The 22,153-nt window shown below is 59.4% G+C and carries 25 protein-coding genes and 1 pseudogene; 7 read left to right on the forward strand and 19 right to left on the reverse strand.

Going from position 1 to position 22,153, the window contains the following annotated elements; translation table 11 throughout:
- Nucleotides 1–31: 31 nt before the first annotated feature.
- The 5 genes from ACMCNM_RS14155 to yghU all read right to left on the reverse strand — a co-directional run bounded on the left by ACMCNM_RS14155 (nt 32) and on the right by yghU (nt 5,794).
- Complete coding sequence (locus tag ACMCNM_RS14155) at nt 32–1,129, reverse strand: carboxynorspermidine decarboxylase (protein ID WP_186676554.1); 1,098 nt, start codon at nt 1,127–1,129, stop codon at nt 32–34.
- A 282-nt stretch (nt 1,130–1,411) separates the two neighbouring features.
- Nucleotides 1,412–2,329, reverse strand: coding sequence for a pyridoxal-phosphate dependent enzyme (locus tag ACMCNM_RS14160; RefSeq protein ID WP_412764662.1), 918 nt, complete (start codon nt 2,327–2,329; stop codon nt 1,412–1,414).
- Nucleotides 2,330–2,344: 15 nt separating this feature from the next.
- On the reverse strand, nt 2,345–3,037 hold the full coding sequence (locus ACMCNM_RS14165; protein ID WP_412764663.1) for a transcriptional regulator: 693 nt from the start codon (nt 3,035–3,037) through the stop codon (nt 2,345–2,347).
- Nucleotides 3,038–3,110: 73 nt separating this feature from the next.
- Nucleotides 3,111–4,817, reverse strand: a complete 1,707-nt coding sequence (locus tag ACMCNM_RS14170) for an amidase (RefSeq protein ID WP_412764664.1) — start codon at nt 4,815–4,817, stop codon at nt 3,111–3,113.
- A 137-nt stretch (nt 4,818–4,954) separates the two neighbouring features.
- Entirely contained in the window at nt 4,955–5,794 is an 840-nt protein-coding gene (gene yghU / locus ACMCNM_RS14175) for a glutathione-dependent disulfide-bond oxidoreductase (protein WP_099429495.1), read from the reverse strand.
- Between the two features lie 197 nt (nt 5,795–5,991).
- Here yghU and ACMCNM_RS14180 point away from each other — a divergent pair, with 197 nt between their 5' ends.
- The gene (locus ACMCNM_RS14180) at nt 5,992–7,038 is read left to right on the forward strand and encodes an alpha/beta hydrolase family protein (protein ID WP_412764665.1); all 1,047 of its coding nucleotides are present in this window, start codon (nt 5,992–5,994) and stop codon (nt 7,036–7,038) included.
- Here ACMCNM_RS14180 and ACMCNM_RS14185 read toward each other — a convergent pair.
- From ACMCNM_RS14185 to ACMCNM_RS14200, 4 genes are all read right to left on the reverse strand, one after another.
- A complete protein-coding gene (locus ACMCNM_RS14185) occupies nt 7,000–8,193 on the reverse strand; it encodes an MFS transporter (RefSeq protein ID WP_412764666.1) in 1,194 nt (397 codons plus the stop codon). The two genes, ACMCNM_RS14180 and ACMCNM_RS14185, sit on opposite strands and share 39 nt — an antisense overlap.
- A 150-nt stretch (nt 8,194–8,343) precedes the next feature.
- On the reverse strand, nt 8,344–9,930 hold the full coding sequence (locus ACMCNM_RS14190; protein WP_027594842.1) for an ABC-F family ATPase: 1,587 nt from the start codon (nt 9,928–9,930) through the stop codon (nt 8,344–8,346).
- Between the two features lie 20 nt (nt 9,931–9,950).
- Nucleotides 9,951–11,144: a tyrosine-type recombinase/integrase gene (locus tag ACMCNM_RS14195; RefSeq protein WP_412764667.1), complete on the reverse strand. Its 1,194-nt coding sequence runs from the start codon at nt 11,142–11,144 to the stop codon at nt 9,951–9,953.
- A gap of 212 nt (nt 11,145–11,356) precedes the next feature.
- Nucleotides 11,357–11,854: a hypothetical protein gene (locus tag ACMCNM_RS14200; protein ID WP_275751517.1), complete on the reverse strand. Its 498-nt coding sequence runs from the start codon at nt 11,852–11,854 to the stop codon at nt 11,357–11,359.
- Between the two features lie 68 nt (nt 11,855–11,922).
- Here ACMCNM_RS14200 and ACMCNM_RS14205 point away from each other — a divergent pair, with 68 nt between their 5' ends.
- On the forward strand, nt 11,923–12,108 hold the full coding sequence (locus tag ACMCNM_RS14205; protein ID WP_275751519.1) for a hypothetical protein: 186 nt from the start codon (nt 11,923–11,925) through the stop codon (nt 12,106–12,108).
- Nucleotides 12,109–12,390: 282 nt separating this feature from the next.
- On the opposite strand, the gene ACMCNM_RS14210 is transcribed toward ACMCNM_RS14205, so the two are convergent.
- Genes ACMCNM_RS14210 through ACMCNM_RS14225 form a run of 4 tightly spaced genes read right to left on the reverse strand, consistent with a single transcriptional unit; the run spans nt 12,391 to nt 14,001 of the window.
- The gene (locus tag ACMCNM_RS14210) at nt 12,391–12,801 is read right to left on the reverse strand and encodes a phage protein NinX family protein (RefSeq protein ID WP_186702674.1); all 411 of its coding nucleotides are present in this window, start codon (nt 12,799–12,801) and stop codon (nt 12,391–12,393) included.
- Complete coding sequence (locus ACMCNM_RS14215) at nt 12,798–13,106, reverse strand: hypothetical protein (protein WP_412764668.1); 309 nt, start codon at nt 13,104–13,106, stop codon at nt 12,798–12,800. The genes ACMCNM_RS14210 and ACMCNM_RS14215 overlap by 4 nt, the downstream gene beginning before the upstream one ends.
- On the reverse strand, nt 13,103–13,354 hold the full coding sequence (locus tag ACMCNM_RS14220; RefSeq protein WP_014591205.1) for a hypothetical protein: 252 nt from the start codon (nt 13,352–13,354) through the stop codon (nt 13,103–13,105). Before ACMCNM_RS14220 ends, ACMCNM_RS14215 begins: the two co-directional genes overlap by 4 nt.
- Nucleotides 13,351–14,001: a hypothetical protein gene (locus ACMCNM_RS14225; RefSeq protein WP_412764669.1), complete on the reverse strand. Its 651-nt coding sequence runs from the start codon at nt 13,999–14,001 to the stop codon at nt 13,351–13,353. The genes ACMCNM_RS14220 and ACMCNM_RS14225 overlap by 4 nt, the downstream gene beginning before the upstream one ends.
- A gap of 180 nt (nt 14,002–14,181) precedes the next feature.
- Between ACMCNM_RS14225 and ACMCNM_RS14230 the strand changes: the two genes are divergently transcribed.
- Nucleotides 14,182–14,484, forward strand: a complete 303-nt coding sequence (locus ACMCNM_RS14230) for a hypothetical protein (protein ID WP_412764670.1) — start codon at nt 14,182–14,184, stop codon at nt 14,482–14,484.
- A 50-nt stretch (nt 14,485–14,534) separates the two neighbouring features.
- Here ACMCNM_RS14230 and ACMCNM_RS14235 read toward each other — a convergent pair whose 3' ends face one another.
- A complete protein-coding gene (locus ACMCNM_RS14235; RefSeq protein ID WP_412764671.1) occupies nt 14,535–14,759 on the reverse strand; it encodes a hypothetical protein in 225 nt (74 codons plus the stop codon).
- A 125-nt stretch (nt 14,760–14,884) separates the two neighbouring features.
- Complete coding sequence (locus tag ACMCNM_RS14240) at nt 14,885–15,400, reverse strand: hypothetical protein (RefSeq protein WP_412764672.1); 516 nt, start codon at nt 15,398–15,400, stop codon at nt 14,885–14,887.
- A gap of 309 nt (nt 15,401–15,709) precedes the next feature.
- Between ACMCNM_RS14240 and ACMCNM_RS14245 the strand changes: the two genes are divergently transcribed.
- Entirely contained in the window at nt 15,710–16,786 is a 1,077-nt protein-coding gene (locus tag ACMCNM_RS14245) for a hypothetical protein (protein WP_412764673.1), read from the forward strand.
- 241 nt (nt 16,787–17,027) lie between these two features.
- Here the strand turns inward: ACMCNM_RS14245 and ACMCNM_RS14250 are convergent.
- Both ACMCNM_RS14250 and ACMCNM_RS14255 read right to left on the reverse strand, forming a co-directional pair.
- Nucleotides 17,028–17,246 (reverse strand): annotated as a pseudogene (locus ACMCNM_RS14250) (DNA cytosine methyltransferase); the annotation flags it as partial.
- Between the two features lie 361 nt (nt 17,247–17,607).
- Nucleotides 17,608–18,477: a hypothetical protein gene (locus ACMCNM_RS14255; RefSeq protein WP_412764674.1), complete on the reverse strand. Its 870-nt coding sequence runs from the start codon at nt 18,475–18,477 to the stop codon at nt 17,608–17,610.
- Nucleotides 18,478–18,588: 111 nt separating this feature from the next.
- Here ACMCNM_RS14255 and ACMCNM_RS14260 point away from each other — a divergent pair, with 111 nt between their 5' ends.
- Nucleotides 18,589–19,332, forward strand: a complete 744-nt coding sequence (locus tag ACMCNM_RS14260; RefSeq protein WP_412764675.1) for a hypothetical protein — start codon at nt 18,589–18,591, stop codon at nt 19,330–19,332.
- Nucleotides 19,333–19,388: 56 nt separating this feature from the next.
- On the opposite strand, the gene ACMCNM_RS14265 is transcribed toward ACMCNM_RS14260, so the two are convergent.
- A complete protein-coding gene (locus ACMCNM_RS14265) occupies nt 19,389–20,312 on the reverse strand; it encodes a DNA cytosine methyltransferase (protein ID WP_412764676.1) in 924 nt (307 codons plus the stop codon).
- On the opposite strand from ACMCNM_RS14265, the gene ACMCNM_RS14270 reads away from it, so the two are divergent.
- Nucleotides 20,311–20,823, forward strand: a complete 513-nt coding sequence (locus tag ACMCNM_RS14270; protein ID WP_275751530.1) for a hypothetical protein — start codon at nt 20,311–20,313, stop codon at nt 20,821–20,823. The two genes, ACMCNM_RS14265 and ACMCNM_RS14270, sit on opposite strands and share 2 nt — an antisense overlap.
- A gap of 76 nt (nt 20,824–20,899) precedes the next feature.
- Here the strand turns inward: ACMCNM_RS14270 and ACMCNM_RS14275 are convergent, their stop codons facing one another.
- Nucleotides 20,900–21,445 (reverse strand): hypothetical protein, encoded by a 546-nt coding sequence (locus ACMCNM_RS14275; protein ID WP_412764677.1) that lies wholly within the window; start codon nt 21,443–21,445, stop codon nt 20,900–20,902.
- Nucleotides 21,446–21,703: 258 nt separating this feature from the next.
- Here ACMCNM_RS14275 and ACMCNM_RS14280 point away from each other — a divergent pair, with 258 nt between their 5' ends.
- On the forward strand, nt 21,704–22,126 hold the full coding sequence (locus ACMCNM_RS14280) for a hypothetical protein (RefSeq protein ID WP_412764678.1): 423 nt from the start codon (nt 21,704–21,706) through the stop codon (nt 22,124–22,126).
- The last annotated feature ends 27 nt before the right edge of the window (nt 22,127–22,153 follow it).

The raw sequence follows: 22,153 nt of genomic DNA on the forward strand, positions 1-22,153 counted from the left end.
TTTATCCCTTGCTCCTTACTGAAAGCCGGTCTTACGACAGGCTGGAAACGTAGTCTTCGAAACCGAACTCGCGCACCACCTCGACACTGCCGTCGAGTTGCTTGACCACGATGGATGGCATTTTTAGACCGTTGAACCAGTTTTTCTTGACCATGGTGTAGCCGGCCGTGTCGATGAACGACAGGCGGTCGCCAATGGCCAACGGACGATCGAATTGGTACTCGCCGAAGATGTCACCGGCCAGGCACGATTTGCCGCAGACCATGTAGGTGTGCTCGCCATCGTTGGGGGCCATCTTGGCGTTGAGGCGGTAGATCAGCAGGTCGAGCAGGTGCGCTTCGATCGAGCTGTCGACCACGGCCAGGTGCTTGCCGTTGTACAGGGTGTCGAGCACGGTCACTTCCAGCGAGGCGCTGTTGGTGATGGCGGCTTCGCCCGGTTCCAGGTACACCTGCACGCCGTAGGTTTGCGAGAAGGCTTTAAGGCGCGCGCAAAACGCATCGACTGCATAGTCTTCACCGGTGAAGTGGATGCCGCCACCGAGGCTGACCCACTCGACCTTGTGCAGCAGGTGGCCGAAGCGCTCTTCGATGTGCGTGAGCATCTTGTCGAACAGGCTGAAGTCACCGTTCTCACAGTTGTTGTGGAACATGAAGCCGGAGATCTGCTCGATGACCTTCTCGATCTTCTCCGGGTCCCACTCACCGAGGCGGCTGAACGGGCGTGCCGGGTCGGCGAGCAGGTAGTCGGAGCTGCTGACTTGCGGGTTGACGCGCAGGCCGCGAACCTTGCCTTCGGACTGTTCGGCGAAGCGTTGCAGCTGGCCGATCGAGTTGAAGATGATCTTGTCGCAGTTCTCGAGCATTTCCTCGACTTCGTCGTCGGCCCAGGCAACGCTGTAGGCGTGGGTTTCGCCTGCGAATTTCTGGCGGCCGAGCTTGAGCTCGAACAGCGACGAAGAGGTGGTGCCGTCCATGTATTGCTGCATCAGGTCGAACACCGACCAGGTCGCGAAACACTTGAGGGCGAGCAGCGCCTTGGCACCGGACTTCTCGCGCACGTACGCGATCTTCTCCATGTTGCCCAGCAGCTTGGTTTTATCGATGAGGTAGTACGGCGTCTTGATCATTTAAAGGCCCCCGGCAAGGCCGGCCAAAAAAAGGACACGCATTGTGCCTTCACTCGCTACAGATCGAAAGGGCGAGATGCGCTTTTCGTCAGGCCCGCTGGAATTTTCCCAGGTGCGTGAGGCTCATTAGAACAGGCCTGTGTGACTATCCTGATCTCACGGGGTTTTTTCTATCCACCACAGGCCCCTTCGCGGGCAAGCCCGCACCTACACGCTAACCTTAAGAACAGTAGGGTACCGGTGGGAGCGGGCTTGCCCGCGAAAGGGCCGGAACAGGCAACCTCAATCGACCTGCTTCAACCAATCCTGAATCTGCGCCAGTGTCGCCGTGGCACCTCCGCAAACCACTATCAGCACATTGTTGTACTCGGCCAATTTCTTGGCTTCGTAAGCTACCGCCAATGCAGCCCCACACGCGGGCTCCACCAATACCCGATGATCGAGCAAGAATCGCTCGCAGGCTTCCAGCGCGGCACGGTCGCTGACCAGATGGTTGTGCAGCGGATGGTTACGCGCGCATTCCAATGCCTGATCAGCAACGCGCTTCGCACCCAGGGAGGTGGCCACCGAGGCGAGGCGCTCCAGTTCAACCGGGTGGCCTGCTTGCACCGCTGCGTGCAGCGAGGCGGCACCGGTGGTTTCCACCGCCAGCACGGGTACATCATCCCAGCCATTGCGTGTTAGCCCTTCGACTACGCCACTGAGCAATCCGCCTCCGCCGACCGACAGCACCACCGCATCGGGTTTATGCCCGGTGGCGGCAACTTCGTCGATCAGGCTGGCATGTCCGGCCCAGAGCAATGGGTCGTCGAAAGGGTGAATGAACGCATCGCCGCTGCCGAGTAGGGTCTGGGCCAGCTCGTTGGCCTCCTGCCAGGAGCTGCCATGCACCACCACCTTGGCGCCTTCAAGGCGCAACAGTTGCTTGGCGCGCTCGGTGGTAGTCTCGGGTACCACCACGGTCACCGGTACCCCTAGTTTGCGGCCGGCATACGCCACCGCCAGCCCGGCGTTACCCCCGGACGACGACACAAAATGGCGCGCGCCCCTGGCATGGTGGACTTCGCAGGCATGGCCCACGCCACGCAGCTTGAACGAGCCACAAGGCTGCACAGCCTCGAGCTTGAGCCAGACGGTACAGCCTGACGCCAGCGAAAGCGGGCGGGATTCGATCAGCGGCGTCTGTATATGCAAAGTCATCGTTAGCTCCAAGCTTCAGTCTTCACGAGCCGCTGCCGGCTGTTCGCCACGCAACTGCTCCAGGTAGTTGTAAACGGTGTAGCGGGTCACCCCAAGGGCGCTGGCAGCCTTTTCCACGCCGCCTTTGACGATGAACACGCCACGCTCCTGCATGACCCGCACCGCGTCGACCTTGGCCTGCTTGGTCATCCGGCCTTGGCCGCTGCGTTGCAGCGCGCCCTGGATGATTTCGCTCATCAATAGCGCCATGTCGGCGGGTTCGCTGACCGCTGGCGAGTCGCTCAGGGGCTGTAGCTGCTGCAGAAAATTCATCGCAGCGTCCAGCCCCGTAACGTCGGTATTGATGCAGAGGCTGGCGAACGGGTGGCCGGTGCTGTCGCGGAAAATGGCCGTGGCGCTGCGCAGGGTGCGGCCCTTGAGCGTGGTCGGGTAATCCGGCAAGACCACAGGCGCACAGCCGCGCTGTTCCACGGAGGCCCGCATCAGGGCCTTGAAGCCTAGGTCCTGTTCCGGCGCGGCGAGGATTGGGCTGCCGACCACACGGCCAGAAAGGTGGCCGTTGACGATTGCCACCACGGAGTGTTCCGGGTGGTCAAGGTCGTGCAGGAGGATTTCCATGTTGCGCGCGGCAACGCTGCCCAAAGCCTGGATAGCGGCCTTGAGAACGGTGAGGGTGAGCTGACGTTCTTCAGGGGGAGAGAGCGGCATGAATGCATCGCCAAATTCAACGGTTTGTGCATTTTTACACAATACGTTGAAAATGGCGATGTGAGGGGCGCGTTTACTTGCCCAGTGCTGGCGTACGCGGTGGAATCATGCGGCGCGAGCCAGTGGCCTCGAAGGCCGCGGCGAAGCTCAACAGGTGATTGTCGGTATAGGCGCGGCCGGCGAACGTCAGCCCCACCGGCATGCCGATGTCAGCCATTACGCCCATGGGCACGGTGACGGTCGGTACGCCCAGGTGGCGGATCGCAAGGTTGCCATTGGCCACCCAGATGCCGTTGCTCCAGGCAATGTCGGCCGAAGCTGGGTTGACGTCAGCATCCGCTGGCCCTACGTCGGCCACAGTCGGGAACAGCACCGCGTCCAGGCCCAGGCTGTCCATCCAGTCTTCCAGGTCCAGCTTGCGGGTTTTCTCCAGGCCGCGCAGGCCGTCGGGCAGGGTTTCGATCTGGTCCCAAGTCTTCAGGCCGCGCTTGGCCATGTTGACGTATTCGTCCATGCCTGCGGCCAGGTCGTCCTCACGGTTGGGTAGGGTGCCGGGGTCGTGCGGGAAGATCTTCGGCCCATCGACATCGGCCAGGCGGTTGAGCTTGGGGTCGTCGTTGGCCCGCAGGAAGTCGTCAAAGGCCCACCCCGACAGCTCCCACAGTTCGTCATGGAGGAATGCCTTGCTGACGATGCCGCGGTTGTACACGGTCGGGGCGCCAGGGCGGTCGCCTTCGCAGTTGGAGACCAGAGGGAAGTCCACTTCGAGCACTTCGGCACCTGCCGCTTCCAACGCCTGGCGCGCTTGTTGCCACAGGTCGATGACGCTGTCGCGGGTGTTGATGCGCTGGCCGGTTGGGCCACCGATACCCGGCTTCTCGGAGGTGCCAGCTTCTGGGTCGGCATTGATGTACATGCGTGGCACGCCAAAGCGTTTGCCCTTGAGCGCGCTGGCATCCACAGCCAGGTCCAGGTACGACGCCGGGCGCACCGAAGAGGCGGCCGGGATCGGTACCCAAGGTTGCAGGCGCCACAAGTCGCCGCGCTTGTCGGCGTCGTCGGCAACCACCACGTCGAGGATTTCCAGCAGGTCGGCCATGGTGCGGGCATAAGGCACCACCACGTCCATGGTCGGGGTCAGCGGCCAGTTGCCACGCACCGAGATCACCCCGCGCGAAGGGGTGTAGGCGCACAGGCCGTTGTTCGATGCAGGGCCACGGCCACTGGACCAGGTTTCCTCGGCCAGGCCAAAGGCACTGAAGCTGGCGGCCGTCGCGGTGCCGGCACCGTTGGACGAGCCAGAGGCGAAGGGCGCAGTCAGGTAGGCAGCGTTGTATGGGCTTTCGGCGCGGCCATAGACGCCCCGCTGCATGCCACCGTTGGCCATGGGCGGCATGTTGGTCTTGCCCAGGCACACGGCACCGGCGGCGCGCAGGCGCTCGATGGTGAAGGCGTCGCGCTGGGCGACCAAGTCTTTGAAGGCCGGGCTGCCGGAAGCCGCAGTCAGGCCTTTGACCAGGTAGCTGTCCTTGGCTGTGTAGGGGATGCCGTCCAGCGGGCTCAGGGGCTGGCCCTTGGCGCGGCGGGCGTCGGAGGCTTCAGCCTCCTTCAGTGCGTCTGGGTTGCGTACCACCACGGCGTTCAGTGCGGTAGCGGTGTCGGCGCCATCGTAGGCGTCGATGCGCGCCTGGTAGGCCTTGACCAGCTCGACCGCCGTCGTGCGGCCCGACTCGAGTGCGTCGCGCAGCTCGGCAATGGAAACCTCGGTTACCTCGATCATGCGTTCACCAAAAAGTTTTGCAGGTGGGGGCTAGTGCGAGGAGTGTACAAGAAGGCATTGCCGGACGCAGGTTTGCGCAGGGGCAAATGGTTTTATGCAGGCGAGCATTGTCGGGGCCGCGAGGCGGCCCCGAACGGTCAATCCAGGTCGGCCGCCGAGTGCCGTTCTGGTACTTGGCTGGCTTCATCGCCCCAGGTGCGATTGACCCGTGACCCACGTTGCACGGCGGGCCGCTGGGCGATCTCTTCGGCCCAACGCTGCACGTGGGTGTATTCGTGCACCGCCAGAAACGTTGCTGCGCCATAAAGATTGCCGCGCACCAGCTCGCCATACCAAGGCCACACGGCGATATCGGCGATGCTGTATTCATCGCCGCCCAAATAACGGCTTTCGGCCAGGCGGCGGTCGAGCACATCCAGTTGGCGCTTGGCTTCCATGGTGAAGCGGTTGATGGCGTATTCGAACTTTTCCGGGGCGTACACGTAGAAGTGGCCAAAGCCGCCGCCCAGGTAAGGCGCCGCGCCCATCTGCCAGAACAGCCAGTTCAGGCTTTCGGTACGTGCAGCGGCAGACGTGGGCAATAGCGCACCGAACTTTTCCGCCAGGTACAACAGGATCGAGCCCGACTCGAATACCCGTACCGGTGGCTCGACACTGCGGTCGAGCAGGGCAGGGATCTTCGAGTTGGGGTTGACCTGCACGAAGCCGCTGGAAAACTGGTCACCCTCGCCGATGCGGATCAACCAGGCGTCGTATTCAGCGCCGCTGTGGCCCAGGGCGAGCAGCTCTTCAAGGGCTATGTTCACCTTCACGCCATTGGGCGTGGCCAGCGAATACAACTGCAAGGGGTGCTTGCCCACTGGCAGCGCCTTGTCATGGGTCGGGCCGGCTACCGGGCGGTTGATGCTGGCGAACTGGCCACCGGAGGCTGCGTCATTGCGCCAGACCTTGGGTGGGGCGTAAGGGTGCTTGCTCATGCAGGGTGCTCCTTCAAGGTCGCGAAAGGGTCAGGTAAAGCGATTGACCTGCATCTATGCCATGGGTTCTCGGAAAAGCGCAATTGCATTGGGCGCGGGCGTTGCGTGCATGCAGGGTTTCATCCAGTTTTCATCTGCCCTTGGCGTCGGCGGCTCTATGCTGGCGCTACCTCTGACCCTGCACGGAACGGCTGGCGATGAACATCCCTCGCAGCGTGTTGGCGCTGGTCCTGCTCGGCGGCCTGTTGGCCCACGCCCAGGCCGCGCCTTGGGTCGCCGGCCTGCACCACATGACCCTGGCCGACCCTGTCGATGATCGCCCGATGCAAGCGCTGGCGTTTTACCCGGCGACGGGTGTGCCCCATAACATGCGCATCGACGGCTATCCGCTCGACGTCGCCGAAGAGGCCCCGGTGGCCTTGGGGCAGTTCCCTTTGCTGGTACTCTCCCACGGCAATACCGGCAGCCCGCTGGCCTTGCATTACCTGGCCACCGCGCTGGCACGGCAGGGTTTTGTGGTCGTGGCGGTGGTGCACCCGGGGGACAACGCCCGCGATCACAGTCGCCTGGGTACCTTGAGCAACCTGTATGGCCGGCCGCTGCAAGTCAGCGCCGCGATCACGGCTGCCCGTAACGACGCGCTGCTTGGGCCCTACCTGAATGATGGCAAGGTAGGTGTCATCGGCTATTCGGCCGGGGGCGAAACGGCGCTGATCGTCTCGGGTGCGCAACCCGACCTGGACCGCCTGCGCCAGTACTGCCTTGAGCGCCCCAGCGATGGCGACGCCTGCAAGACTCATGGCGTGCTGATTGCCGACCGCAGCGAGCTGGCACCGAAGGCCGATTCACGGGTGGGCGCGGCGATGCTGATGGCGCCGCTGAGCCTGCTGTTTGGCCGCCATGCGCTGGCCAGTGTGCGCATCCCGGTGCTGATCTACAGCGGCGACAGCGACCAACTGGTGGCCGTGGACCGCAATGCCGAAGCGTTGTCGCGCAAACTGCCCGTCACGCCGGATTACCGTCTGCTGGCCGGCGCAGGGCATTTTGTGTTCATGGCGCGTTGCGACGAAGAACAACACGCCCGCATGCCGGCGCTGTGCAAGGATGCCGAAGGCGTTGACCGCCGCCATATTCATCACTCGCTGCAACGCGACACCGCAGCGTTCTTCAGCCAGGCCCTCAGCGCACCGCTACTGGATGAGCGCTCAGCTGCGTCGGCTGCGCCGCGCCAGAAGCAGCGTTAAGCCAACGCCTGCCAAGGCGAGCAGGGCGGCAACGCAGAAGATAGAGGCATAGCCCAGGAGCACTGCCACCGCGCCCATCACCGGGCCGGCGATGGCCAAGGCCATGTCGAAAAACACTGCGTAAGCCCCCAGCCCAGCGCCGCGGCTGCTGCTAGGCACCTGCTTGATGGCTTCTACGCCCAGTGCCGGGTACACCAGCGACAAGCCAAACCCTGTGAGCCCGGCACCCGCCAAGGCCCAAGGCGGCGAGGGTGCCAGCCACAGCAGTCCCAGGCCGATCACTTCGGTGGCCATGCACACCACTGCCACGTTGTAGCCGCCAAACCGGTTGACCGCATTGACGAACAACAGCCGCGAAATGATAAAGCACACGCCGAAGGCGCTCAGGCACCAGGCTGCACCGGCCCAGCCACGTTCCAGGTAATAAAGGGTGACGAACGTGGTCAGCGTGCCATAGCCGATCGACGCCAGTGTCAGCCCCAGGCCACAGGGCGCAACGCGGCCGAACGCAGACCAGAAGGGCAGCCGCTCGCCCCGTACCACCACCACGTCCGGGCGTTTGCGCAGCACCAGCATGGCCAGCAGCGCCAGCACCAGCAAGGTTGGCCCCAGCACGCTGAAGTCCAGGCCATCCACGGCCAGCACGCCGACCGGTGCACCAATGGCGATGGCGCCGTAAGACGCGATGCCGTTCCACGAGATCACCCGGGCGGTGTGCTCCGGCCCAACCTGGCTGATGCCCCAGCTCAAGGTGGCCACGCCGATCAGCCCTTGGGCGATGCCCAGCAGCAGGCGCCCTCCCAGCAATAGCGCCAGGCTCAGTAACGGCACGCTCAGGGTCCAGGCCGACAACAGCGTCAGCACCCCGCAACTGGCAATGCCGAGCAAGCCGAAACGAATCGCCTGCTTGCCGCCCAGCGTGTCCGCCACCCGCCCGGCAAAGGGGCGGCTCAGCAGGGTGGCCAGGTACTGCAGGCCAATCGTTATCCCGGCGACAACCGCGCCGAAGCCCAACTGGTCATGCACATAGCTGGGCAACACCGCAATCGGCAGGCCGATGCAGAGGAAGGCAATGAACGTGTAGAAGACGATCGACAGGATCTGCAGGGTGACGTTGGAGGTATTGCTGGCGGGGGCGGGCTGTTGCGCGGTCATGGGCTCTTTCGCGGGCGGGCGGTTGGGCGTTGTTTCATCATGGCCGTTGCGCGAAGGAAATGAAAGCAGGCTAACGAATTATTCCGGGTGAATGACCCATCCATGGGATCCGCCTGGTCAACTCAACGCGACCAGGCGGAGCGCACTACATCAGACCACGACGCCCTGGCTACGCAGGTAGTCGTCATAGGTGCCGCTGAAGTCCACGACACCGTCCGGCGACAGCTCGATGATGCGGGTGGCCAGCGAGGACACGAACTCGCGGTCATGGCTGACGAACAGCAGCGTGCCTGGGTAGTTTTCCAGCGCCAGGTTCAGTGCTTCGATCGATTCCATGTCCAGGTGGTTGGTCGGTTCGTCCATCACCAGTACGTTCGGTTTTTGCAGGATCAGCTTGCCGAACAGCATGCGGCCTTGCTCACCACCGGAAATCACCTTCACCGACTTGAGGATCTCGTCGTTGGAGAACAGCATGCGCCCGAGGGTGCCGCGAATCACCTGCTCACCGGAGGTCCACTGGCCCATCCAGTCGAACAGGCTCAGGTCGTCCTCGAAGTCGTGGGCGTGGTCCTGGGCGTAGTAGCCTACTTCCGCGCTGTCGGTCCACTTCACCGAGCCCGCATCCGGTGTCATTTCGCCAACCAGGGTGCGCAGCAGGGTGGTCTTGCCGATACCGTTGGGGCCGATGATCGCAACGCGCTCGCCAGCTTCGACAGTGATGTCGAAGTTCTTGAACAGAACCTTGTCGTCGAAGGCTTTGGCCATTTTTTCGACCACGACGGCCTGGCGGTGCAGCTTCTTGGTCTGCTCGAAGCGGATGAACGGGCTGACCCGGCTCGAGGGTTTGACCTCGGCCAGCTGGATCTTGTCGATCTGCTTGGCGCGCGAGGTGGCCTGCTTGGCCTTGGAGGCGTTGGCCGAGAAGCGGCTGACGAAGGTCTGCAGCTCGGCGATCTGGGCTTTTTTCTTGGCGTTGTCCGACAGCAACTGCTCGCGCGACTGGGTCGCGGCGGTCATGTACTCATCGTAGTTGCCTGGGAACAGGCGCAGCTCACCGTAGTCCAGGTCGGCCATGTGAGTGCAGACGCTGTTCAGGAAGTGCCGGTCGTGGGAAATGATGATCATGGTGCTGTTGCGCGCCGTGAGGATCGTTTCCAGCCAGCGGATGGTGTTGATGTCCAGGTGGTTGGTCGGTTCGTCGAGCAGCAGCACGTCCGGGTCCGAGAACAGCGCCTGGGCCAGCAGCACACGCAGCTTCCAGCCCGGCGCCACTTCGCTCATCGGGCCGAAGTGCTGGTCCAGCGGAATCCCCAGGCCCAGCAGCAGTTCACCGGCGCGCGATTCGGCGGTGTAACCGTCCATCTCGGCGAATTCGGTTTCCAGCTCGGCGACGGCCATGCCGTCTTCCTCGGTCATTTCTGGCAGCGAGTAGATACGATCGCGCTCGGCTTTGACCTTCCACAGCTGGCCGTGGCCCATGATCACCGTATCGATCACGGTGAATTCCTCGTAGGCGAACTGGTCCTGGCGCAGCTTGCCGAGGCGGGTGTTCGGCTCGAGCATGACCTGGCCACCGGACGGCTCAAGGTCGCCGCCGAGGATCTTCATGAAGGTCGACTTACCGCAACCGTTGGCGCCGATGAGGCCGTAGCGGTTGCCGTTGTTGAATTTGACGGAAACGTTTTCAAACAGCGGCTTGGAGCCGAACTGCATGGTGATGTTGGCGGTGGAGATCAAAGGGCTTACCTATCAGTAACTTACGACGCTGGGCTTTCAGCTGATACCGATTTGATACCAATCTTGAGTTTTTCCAGCTCGCTCCAGTCAGAGCTTGAGTTAAGCCAACGGGCATACGTCGACAGCAGCATCTGCACGCTGTGACCCAGCTGTTGGGCGATAAATGCGGGGTTGAGGCCGGACATTAAGCATATTGTCGCATAGGTGTGACGGCAGTTGTATGGGGGACGACGCCTGATCCCCAATTCATTGAGCACAGGCACCCACTGCTTGTGGAGGTCGGACGTCTGTTTCACGTACTCGGCGTTCTTCGATGGCGGGAACAGGAACGGCGTTTCGGTCACCGCCCCCTTACCATCTCTGCGGCGATCCGCGTATTGCCTGGCGAACTGGATAGCCCGTAAGGCCCTATCGTTCAGCAGCACGAAACGGTCCCGACCGGTTTTCGTCCTTTCCTCCACCTCGCCCAGGGCGACAGTCCTCTTGACGTGCACCGTCTTTCTTCCCATATCGATCACATCCCACCGTACCGCCAATGCCTCCGACAGGCGGAGGCCGGTGAAGAACATGAACTCGAACAGAGCGGCATAGATCAGGCTAGGCCAGTGCTTGTGCTGATACAGCTTGTTGATGATGCTATTGGCTTCCGCCAGGCTGAATGGGTCGATCTCCTTCTTCGACCGCTTCGGCAGTTCGATCAGCTCGGCGGGGTTCTTGACTAGCAGGCCCTCCCGAGTCGCTGCCGCAAGGATCGTCGACAATCGGGTGATCGCATTGCGCTTCACATTTGCCGAGGTCCATTCGGTTTCAATGATGACGCGGCGGAGGAGATTGGTCGTGATCAGGTCGACACGGACCATGGCAAGTCGCGGTACCCAGTAGAGGTTCAGGGCGCTTTTGTAGTTGTTGTGCGTACCTTGGGTGATTTCGCGGCTGTCTAGCCAGAGCTGAGCATATTCGCCAAAAGTCGGCTTACCGCCGACCGCAGCTTGCGAGCTGGGGAACAGTTCGGCGTATTTGTCTGGATCAAGCAGGCCGAGCTTGTTGAGGCTGGTTACCTGATCGCGAAGGCTGGATGCAGCCTTGATCCCTTTTTGTGTCGGGGGATAGGGGAGCGTTTCGCATCGACGGATACCGTCCCATGTGAAACGAATGCGGAGGGAGTTGCGGAAGATTTCGACCCCACGGGGTAAACCCATTGGCTTTCCAGCCATTCGTCATACCTCTTTTTGCTGTAAATGATCCGGCCGCCGTGCTTCATCCAGACGCCCGCGGGAATCTTCCCATCCAGGCGTCGGTGTTCTAGGGAGCGTTTAGTGCAGCCGATGAGTTCGGCCATTCGCTGCTCGGTGACCTTGTCTACGTCACTGGTGCTCTCGATATCCATGGGATGGTCTCCACGCCGCCGGTGGCGGCAGGTTGGTGGTCAGGCGGGGATATTCGCTAGCGCCCCATCAGCGATGCTGATGGCTGCCTGGGCGCCGCTGACGTAGGCCGGGTCGAAGCCGCCGGCGTAGTGAATCACTCGCTGGCAAGAATCCAGCTCTTTGCGAACTAGGCGCAGCGCGTGCACCAGCTCTTCCTGCAGGGCGCCCTCGGCTCGGCCGATGTCCCAGAACTCCTGACCCCAATGCCCAGCAGGCGGAGGGTTGCTGTTCTGCTTGCCGAAAGCCATGGCTCCGAGGATTGCGTCACAGAGCAGGCGCTTGTAGATGTTCTCGCCATCGAGGCCGAGGCCACCGCGACGACGCAGAGTGCTCACGACCTCGTCGACGTTGAGGCCGCTGTCCTTGAGCACAATGTCGAGCTGTGGCTTGCCGGGGGTGTAGATCACCAGTGCCAACTTGGCATCAGGCCAGAGGTCGGCGGCCAAGCGCTCCAGGCAGTCGTTCGCGGTGTGGTGGAAGCGTTCTGTTGCGGACATAGGTCATCCTCGCCCGCGCATGTCGGCGGGCTCATGTGATTAAATTGGAGCTCTAAAGGAGAGGTGATATGGGCAAGGAAACCAGGAAGCCGTTCGGCTACGTAGCGGTCACACTGATACCCACTGGTATCGGGTTTGTAATGGGCGGTCTGCTGTCAAAACAGCCTGCATTCATATACAGCGGCCTTGGCTTGGCTATACCGGGGGTGTTGCTGGCTGCGACGCACTTCTTGGCGGTGCGTCGGCGGGCTTGAGTTTTAGGGGATGCGGCTTTGCTTTTGGCTGCAATAGCGCTTTTAATCCACCCCTCACCATAACTAGAGGGATCTTGAAGTGAATGATTGGGTGGACTTTTTCGAGGATTTTCCGGAATACGACGATTCCGATCCTAGTAGCAAAAAAAAGGGGCCGGCTTTGGATAGGGAGCAGGTCCAGCACAGGAAGAACGAGAGGGACGAAGTTCAAGCAATGCTTGATGCCGCTCTTCTTCAGAATCCTCTGAAGAAAGTAAGGTAGTTCGAGCTTGGGCGTCCGCATTAATGGGTTGCGGACGCGACCAGTTCCTTCGGCACCTGGACGGTATCGCCGAGCTTGGCTTTGACCAGGCTTCGACAGAAGGCAATTAGCGCAGTTGGGCCGTAGCACCAGAACCCGGTCCTGCCTGGCCCAGAGCTGTAGCGGAAGTTCGCGTCGGCGAGGTGGGCCTCGTAGTGCAGCCCGCCGTTGTGCTTGTCGATCAGCGGGCCGCCCTGGTCCCAGTTAGTGGATGGTCGAAACCCGAAGCCTTCGGAGGCGCCGCGAATGCTCACGCTGGTGAAGACGCCCCGGGGACTGATAATCGTCAGGTGGTTTTCGGTGTCCTGCTTGTAGCCTTCGGCCATGGCCACTGCCCAGTCCAGCGGCGCACCGATTAGGTTCGATACCCTCACTTCGATCAGGTCGGTCATGGCGCCACCTGCTTGGCCTTGGCCGCTTTGGCGCGCTCGATGTTGCCGAACTTGCTCTTGCGCTGGATATCCTTGAAGGTGCGGCAACCGGACATGAACAGGGTTGAGTTCAGGTCTTTACGGCTCCGACCAACTTCCATTATCCCTTTCACACCGTGGCGGCAGAGCACGTATGCACTCTTGTAATCGCCACTGCGCAGCATCGTTGTGTAGAACGCTAGGCGCATTGCCAGGCGCCAACTGTCGCTGTCGTCGGACGGGCGCATGCGACGGGTGTAAAGCTGACCTTTACGATACTTGCTCACAGCTGATACCTCTCATCAATCCAGCGCCCAGGCGCCAGAGCGGGTGTAGGTTCGGGTTGGGTTTCGTGCGGGGAGAGCTGGCGCTGGTTGCCGGCCTGCAGCTGGCTGTCGGGGATGCAGCTGATGCCGACCCCATTCAACAAGTAGCAGGTGACGCCGCGCTGGCTGTCGTGCTGCACGTCGATGACGTTCTCGGTTGCGCTGGCGCCGGTGGCCAGCAGCAGGAGGCAGAGGGCGAGGCGGGTCATGGCTCGATCCTCTTGAATTCGACGACCCAGACCCAGGGGTTGCCATTCCATGATTCGTCGCCGTTGATGCTGCTCCAGATACACTCGAATAACTGCGAAGCGGTGAGCGTCTCGTCTGCGTCTGGTACGTGCCGAAGGAAATTCACACCTTCTGCTTCGGCTTGCTCCTCGGTGATGTCCTGCAGCAGCTCGACGCGCACCGCGGTGATTTCCAGCAGGATGCGGCTAGCCCAGCGCGGCATGTGGATCGATGGGCGCCCTCGGCCCTGCGAAACCATTGCGCATCCCGTCTGCCGGACGCTGCCATCTGCCGGATACAAAATTGGCTCGCCCTGGCTCAGATCGCGCGGTGCGATCGTGTCGAGTTGAGCATCTGCCAGCCAGGCCTCGCGCACCCACAGGCGGTCACCTGGCTGGCCGTACGGGCAGACAATTGGATGCTCGGTGCCGTTGGCATCCATGCAGCTCTCGTCAAAAGTGTGCATGGGGCGCCAAGACTCGTCTTCCTGCAGGTGAAGCTCGAAGCTGCTATCAGCGCTCCGCATGCTGGGCTTGATCTCGCGCCGGGTGACAGTCTTCTGGCCGTTTAGGATGGCGCGGACCATATGCCCGCTGAACAGGATCGGACGTTCCTTTGCTTGAGACATAGCTTCGCCTTGGCCGCCATATCGCGGCAGTAAGTTGTACAAAAAAATGAATGAGTAGAGGTTTTTAGCCCGGTGGTCCGATTCAGCTCACAGTTCGGCCTTTACCGGTTGTGCACTGGTACCGCTTCGCTATGGTGGTCTTTGGCCCTAAACAAAAAGACATCAGTCCTAGGAGGCGGCATGCGCATGCGCGGCGACGTTTATTGGCAGTGGTCGGACCCAACCCTGCACCACCGGGACCATGACGAAACTCTCGATGACGGTGCGTTTATCGATGTGCAGGTCCGGCTGTCTCGCACGGGCAACACGCAGATGTTCATCGGCGTCTATGCGGCCTCTGGCGTTGCGCTTCACGAGGAAGCTTTCGACTCCAGGCCAGGCGAATCGATGACCAGGGCATTGGCCTGGGGTGTAGGGCGTGCCCGCCGGATTGCCACCGAAGGCCTGTCTGCAACGGACAAGATTGCGGCCTGCTCGAAATAGAGGGGAGAGGGGTTACAGCTGGGTGGAGTACAAATGTGCTCCGGGGCGGTCTAGCCTTGTGCGCGCATGAATGCTGCCATGTCGCCCATTTGCTCGACGATGAAGCGCTCTTCATCAGCTGCGGCAGCGATGATCCTTTCTCGGCGCTTCTTGCAGAGTCGGCAGTCGACCATGGCCCAGTCGCCTGACAGCTCGGAGGACTCCCCTAGCCAGGTGCCGCAGGGGGCTTGCTCAATGTCATCCAGGTCGGTGAATGGTGCGAAGTGCGTCTTCACGACTTCACCTGCGGCTCTGCGCTGGCGAATAGCGTGGCGTCTATGCTAGATCCCCAGTCGTGTAGCAACTGTTCAGTAGGCATGACGCACCCATTGCAATGGTCGGCTATTTCACGCAGCAACTCCTAATGCTTGGCCAGCTGGGCGCGCAGCTCAGCTATAACTGCGGCCTTCGTGTCGCGATCAGCCTCTGCGTCACGCCTCAAGCGCCACTGCTCGGCACGCTCGTTTTCGATACGCTCAACCTCGCCAGGATCGGCGTGCCGGAATACTGGGAAAGGCCCCTCATACAGATCAGGGTTCAGCCTCGCATCTCTTCGCGCAAGGCCGAGAGTGCCGGCAAGACTGCCCCTCAGGGTCTTGGCCATCCACGCCACCGGCTCGCCCTGGTGCTGCTCGTCAGGCTCGATGCCGGACATCGGCCTCAGGCCAATCATAGGCAACCCAGTCGCCGCCGAATCCCGCTCCGCCTCTTCTTTGGTCCACCAGATGGCAGTACCAACCATCCAGGCTATAGGCTCAGGGTGAGGCTGCGAGGCTGGTGCAGCGGCGACCATCGCACACCATGTCGGGAAGATCCCGTTCACCTCCCGTGCTGCAGCCAGCATTTTGCGCGTGGGCTCGCGCGGCACGCTGACCATCTCGGTGTTCCTGGATCGGTTTTTTGTGGGCATAGGGGGACCTCGAATGTATATTCCCTTACTTGGATTAGACGGAGTGTTGCAGCGTGCACTCGATTACTCGTTGAGTTTCAAGAATTACGCGTCGAAAACTGACAGCGATAGATGTTGTATGGCAGATGTGATGGAGCATTTTTTGGTTGCCAAGGTGCAGTGTGCATTAGGATAGATTTGCATGCTCGTGTATTGGCTAGATCTGTAGTTGATTGTGGGGGCGTTTTTAGTGGTTAGTTCAAGTCGAGGTGTGTGGTGACTGTTGCGGAAAATGAAATGGAGAAGCATTCCGTTAATGTTTTTTTTGCAGATGCATCAATTAATCGTTTGCTAGAGAACGCATACTTAAGGTTGAGCGATAAAGATATTGAAGGTGATACAGATGATCTGGAATTGTTTATTGGTTCATTTGCGGCAAAGTTTTTAAGGTATCTTTATACCAGGCCAGAAGATTTTGATGAGCACTGCACTTATAATATTCAGGTTCTTGGTGATCAGCTTATTCGTAGTGCCAAAAAAATCGCAGCTGGAGATATGAGTGAGCTCGGCTCGGTGTTTGCTATCGCTTATAGATTTTTCGTCGAGTTTCAGCTGCGGTTTACGGGGCATTTGAATGACGAGATAGCTAGCTACCTAAGTAGGGTCGATGATTTTAATTACCCAAAAAATATCGAAAGCCAAATAAGGTACGCTCAGCATCGCATGTTGATCGGAGTTGCAAAGAGTTTTATATCGCATCCTAGAATTGGGGATGTGCGAAGTCTGGAAGCTCTTCTAGAACGCGCTAAAGAAGAAAGAGAGGCTGGCCAGGAGAAGCTTGAAAAAAGTCAGAATAAGGTTTCAGAGCTTGCTGCAACTCTTGAGAAGTATACGACAGCATTTAATTTTGTCGGCCTATATGATGCGTTCAGAGGTTTGCGAGAGCAGAAGCGTATCGAGGCTCGTAATGGGAGAATTTGGCTAGCTATTCTGGGGGCTTTTATGGTGATGCCTTTTGGCTTAAAGTTTTATGCAGTCATTTACCCTGGCCTTGGTTGGGGGCTTGATACCGCAGCTTACGTATCTTTTGTTGGTTTTGAATTGATCTTGACATATTTCTTTCGTGTTGGTCTTCATGGGTATCGAACCGTCCAGGCTCAGCTTATTCAAATAGATCTGCGCATGGCGTTGTGCCAATTTGTGCAAGAGTATGCCAACTATGCGAAGGATATGCAAAAGACCAGCCCTGGCACACTTGATAAATTTGATCAGCTAATTTTCAGCGGGATAGTCAATGATGAGCGTGCGATACCCTCAACTTTTGATGGAGTAGATCATCTGGCTAATCTCATTAGTAAAGTTAAATCTAAGTAGAAAATGACGTGCTCGAGGCGTTGCATGTTTTTCATGGGGCAACTTTCTTTGTGTCGGTAGATGACTTGATGCTGATTTGCTGTTACTTGGTGTTGAATACTCGGACCGGTAAAAATTTGGGACACTTTTAAGCACTTCCGCCGCCGGCTGCTGGATCCGAGGATCCCATGTTTTCGGTTAGGCCTAAGTTCTCGGCCAGCGAATCCCCGGAATGCCTGATTTGCTGCCAAGCCTATCGCGTGCAGCAGGGTGAGGCGATAAGGGTGTTTTGTGCCGGCACTTGGTCCCAACGTGCCTGATGCAGGTTCTGGCAAACGTGCTGCGTGTCGGGGTGGTTGGAGCTCTGCCATTCAAGAGTCACAGGCCAGTCGTTTTCCGCCCAGAGAACTTGGACGCCTGCGGCGCATGCGCCGGTGCTTCATCCGCCGAGGCCGGCGAACAGGTCGATTGCTGTGGTCATGAGGTATTCTTCACAGGTTCGCAGTGCGACGACTCGTCGTGCGGTTACCTAGGCTTGATGGGAGGCAGCGAATGCTGCAAGTTTTGAAAGTGGCTGCACCGGGTATCTCTTGTCTTTTCGCGCTCGTTTCCTGCTTCTGCTGGATGAGGTCCGCTACAGTGAAGGTCCGTTACTCGCCTGAGTATTACGCAGACAGGCTCGATACTCAGACTAAAATCGACAATACCGGTAAATACAGGGTTGATCTCAGAAGAACTGCCGAGGTCCGCGGGAAGTGGAATTCGGTTGCGGCTGCGGCTGCGTCCTTAGCAGCATTTTTCCAGGCGATAACTCTGGGCGTGGGCGACTGACCCTTGGCCCCTCAGTCACCACAGAAGCAGTCGATGTCTGTGTCCAGGTAGTCAAACTCGAAGTCGCCTTGCCGGGCGCGCTGATCAGCTGACCAGGCAAGGGACTTGTAGTTAGGGCGGTCCTGACGGAACACCTGTCTGAACCGTTCCTCCGTGCCAGACCACCAGATCACCTTGGACGGGTCTTCCTGAATGATCCTGATCAGCTTGGCCTCGTTCTTCTTCCAACACAGGTCGCAGTTGCCGAAATCCGAATCCATGCCCAGGTCGAAAGGCTGTTCGGCCCAGAAAGCCGCCACATCCTCCTTGATGATGCCGGCAACGTAGGAAGGGCAGACGCTATCCCAGCGCGCGTTGCCGCGCTCATTGGCAGTCATCATGCGGCTGTAGCGTCGCGGCTCGTCGTAGCGAATGCCGACGATGCAATCCCACTCGTCGTAGCCCAAGGCGCGCATGCGCTTCTCGCCGATCCTGACCTTCAGGTAGGCGGTGCACATGTTGTTGCTGAAGTTCGGCAGCACCGCGGGCAGGTTCTTCTCCGCTTTCCGATATGCCTGGTAGTACTCGAGCATCATGGTGAAGGGCTCTCCGTTGCGGCTGGCCGTCTCGAAGTCGACGATCTTGTACCAGGGCGCGTCGTCCGGCTGCCCGTACACCCGACACCACTCCATCCAGACGATGTTGACGCCCCAGTGCTTGGCCATGGCGTCGATAAAGACCAGCGTTTCCTCGCGCTCCTTGCCGGTGTTCTGGAAGAATGCGTGCACGTCTGCCGGTAGCTTGCCGCCGTGGGTCTCCAGAATTTTCCAGAGCATGTGCCCGCTGGTGCGGCCACCACTGACGCCGATCTGCGCCGGCCCAGTGATCTGGTAGGGGTTCATGGCGATCTCCGGTTGTCGTCTATCTCGGTGTTGCTGGATCGGTTTTCTGTGGGCATGGGGATACCTCGCGGGGTACATTTCGACTCCGCATGGATTGGGTTAGGTGTGAAAATGGGTGAAAAAAATCGATTTGGTCTAGATCGCTACGTCCCACAGGAAGTTCGTCGAGAAATTCGCTCTCGCTGTGGATTCGGATGTGTAATTTGCGGTTTGGCTTATTATGATTATGAGCATTTCGATCCGGCTTTTGCAGACGCTAAAGAGCATAATCCTAATGGGATGACGCTACTTTGCATGCAGTGCAACCAGAAGCGTGCCCGGGGAACTCTTTCTGTGGATACAGTGGCACGGGCAAATGCCTCTCCTAGATGTAAGCAGCAAGGGTATGCGTCAGAGTCTTTTGATTTTGGGCCTGATCCTATTAAGGTTATTCTTGGTGGAATAAATTTCACGGGGTGCGAGACTCTTATTAGAGTCGCAGGTGCAGATCTTTTAGCAATCCGGCCGCCGCTTGAGAGCGGTTCACCATTTCGTATGTCAGGGACGTTTTCCAACGAAAAAGGTGAGATAACCCTGCGTATTGATGACAACGTCTTCAGTGTCCATGAAGAAAATTGGGATGTAGAAGTTTCTGGCACTAAAATAACATTCCGCCGAGCCCTGGGTGATGTTGCGCTTCGTATTAGGCTGATGCCACCTTCGGCAATAGCGATTGAAAGGATGGATATGAAAATGGGGGGGTACCATTTTAAAGCTACGGAGTATGACTTCAAGTATTCGGGTGATGGCGTTTTCTGGAGCGACTTGAGTTTGATGGATGTTGAGTTTTGCGAGGTCGGTATGGAGTTTGATTGAAGGTTCCAACCCTCATCAAAGTTGAATCAAATTCAATTATGGGCAGCACAGCAGGGTCAGGCTGCTTTCATCAGGGCCTCAATGACGCGCTGTCCCGCGAGGGGCGGTACCGCGTTTCCGGCCATGTGCATGGTCAGCCGGTGGTTGTCCGGCCGTAGGGTGTCAGTCGGGAAGGACATTGCCGCCAGGGCCTCGCTTGCGCTGAGCATCCGCATGCGGTTGCCGTCAACAAGGGCCCATCGGTCCAGGGTGGTGATGGTGCCAATCGGCCGGTTGATGTCGCGGCCGGTGGTGCCGGAGCCTTTGCCGTAATAGGGCATGATGAAGCGGTCGCCGAAGCGCTGGCGGCCGTTGCGCACCCGGTCGAGCGTGGCCTGGGCCCGGCCTGGCTTCTCGATGGGCGACCAGCGGCCAGCATCGAAGTCGAGGAAGCTGGCGGCCGGCACGTGCCGCTCGCGGGGCAGTTGCAACATCAGCGGGGCCTTGCTGCGCGTCAGCACGATGAACAGGCGCACTCTGTGTTGCGGTACGCCCAGGTCGGCGCAGTCGACGATGTGCGGCGCGGCCTGATAGCCCAGCGCCTGGACGGCCTGTAGCCAGGCGGGATAGAGAACCCAGTCGGTGAACTCTGGCACGTTCTCGATCACTGCCGCCTGCGGCCGGTGGAACTCAAGAGCCGATACCGGCGCCCAGGCCGTCGAGCGTGATGCGTCGTGTTCTGGGTTTCCTGACTTCTTGCCGCGGGCCTTGGCGTGGCCCTGGCAGCAAGGCGAAGCCAGCATGATGTCGTGTGCCGGCACCTGCTCCCAGCGGGCCTGGTGCAAGTCTTGGCAGACGTGCTGCGTGTCGGGGTGGTTGGCGCTATGCCATTCAACGGCTACCGGCCAGTGGTTTGCCGCCCAGAGAACCTGGACGCCTGCGGCGCGCGCGCCGGTGCTCCATCCGCCCAGGCCGGCGAACAGGTCGATTGCTGTGGTCATGGAATTCCTCTTCGAGGGGTTGTTTGATATCGTGCGGTCCATTTTTCAGCTGATGGACCTGCAAATGGGCGAAATGTCGTTTTTCGGAGACCCGGTGTGGTGGGTCTCGGTAGTGGTAGTTGGGATCCTGATTAACTTCTTTTCCGCGTATGCCAAAGGGTGGCTGGATAGCGGTATGAGCAAGGTTTCAGAAAAATGGCGGCGATCTTCCGATAAGAGGAAAAACGCACAGCTGAAGAAGGTCGAAGAATTGGCTGCAAGTGAATATGCGCGGCTTAAGGCGATGGGCGTTGTAACTCATTCGCTGATTAGAGCTGTCAGTTTTCAAGTTTTAGCGTTCATTGGAATGTATTTGACCGTTGTGACAGAAAAAACCTTCACGAATTTGATATCCATCGGGATTGGAGCTGGCGCTATATTCTGTCTTGCAATGTCAATGGCTACCCTAATGATGGCCACGGGTGTAAAGAAAAACGTCGATGCGGCTGACAAGCTGAATGCTTCAAAGTAGGCCAAGCGGAGTTTTAGCTGTTTCGCTTTAGCTGATTGTTGAGTAGGGGAAGGCGCTGGCGGGCAGCGCAGGAGGTTCAGGCGGTTTTGCGCTGGTTGAGTACACGTTGGCGAGCGGCCTCGTACTCGCTGCTGACGATCTCGACCAAGCCGTCAACCTCGGTTTCGGCACATCCAAGGTTCAGGTAGGTAGCTCCGTCATGTTCGAAACACACGCCGCCGGCGAGCCAGATACCGCCGGTGTTCACTCCGATCGCGGTCCACATCTCGTCCTGATCTATGCTCGGCGGGCAGTGCTCTTTCCAGAGGTCGAGTAATCGTTGGTGCTCAGCCTTCTCGCTGGCGCGCACTTCCTTGTCGGTGCCCTCGGCGTGCTTCGCAGAGGTTCGTAGCGCGCGGTAGCCATACTGATCTGGTCGGCACCAATGAACGTCCAGCGAGGTGCTGGCGCTGAGCTTGATGCCGCCAACGTAGCTGCGCGTGCTGCTGAACATCGGCGAGGCGGCGCCGCCGAAGATCTGGCCCAGCTTCTCGCGCTGAGTAGTCCAGTCGCCCTTCTTGGCGTCCCAGGCGCGTACGGCGGCCAGGACTTTCGGGGATTTGGTCTTGTAGAAGTAGCTCATGGCTTTCTCCATGCATGCGCCGCCCTCCGTGGCCGGATGCGGCATGGGTGAGTTGGAATAGGAATTGCTCGGAGTGGACAAAGCACATCGAACGGGTATCACGACATGCTCCCGGAAGACCACTGGTTCATGTTTTTCGTAATCGCAGTCGTGGCGGCAGTTGATCTGGTAGCTGCCATGCTCTACCTGCGGTTTAAACCATGACACCCAACAGCGGGTACACAGGCACCCTCATGCGGGCATTGTCATGGTGGCAATTTGATTGGGAATGATGTTTCATTCGCCTCAATTTCATTTGAGGCCTGTTCAATGCGCTACGCGATAGCTGCTGCATGGATTGCACTGACATTCGTCACTTCGGTGAGTGCAACTGAAAGCAACAAAGCGCAGCGAGAAAAGATTGATCGCTGCTCAAACGCGGCCTTTCTCGCAGTTTCTGTGATTGAAAGGAATGCTGATGCCAGCAAGCAGCCAGATCTCCTACTTGAGGCATTCAAGGCGCTAAAGGCAAACCCAGCTCTCGGAGAGACAATGCCCTACGAGGGGGAGGTACTAGGGGCTTACACGGTTGCACTAAAAGTCGCCGAGGGCATGCAGAGACCATTCGATGCCCGCAAGCATGATTGGCTGATTGCACAATCGGCGTCAGCCTGCACCTTGTGGGTTCCTTACCCGAAATAAGGTTAAATCAGCTGTCCCCTGGATCCT

Source organism: Pseudomonas sp. NGC7 (assembly GCF_047159675.1).
GTDB lineage: Bacteria > Pseudomonadota > Gammaproteobacteria > Pseudomonadales > Pseudomonadaceae > Aquipseudomonas > Aquipseudomonas kermanshahensis.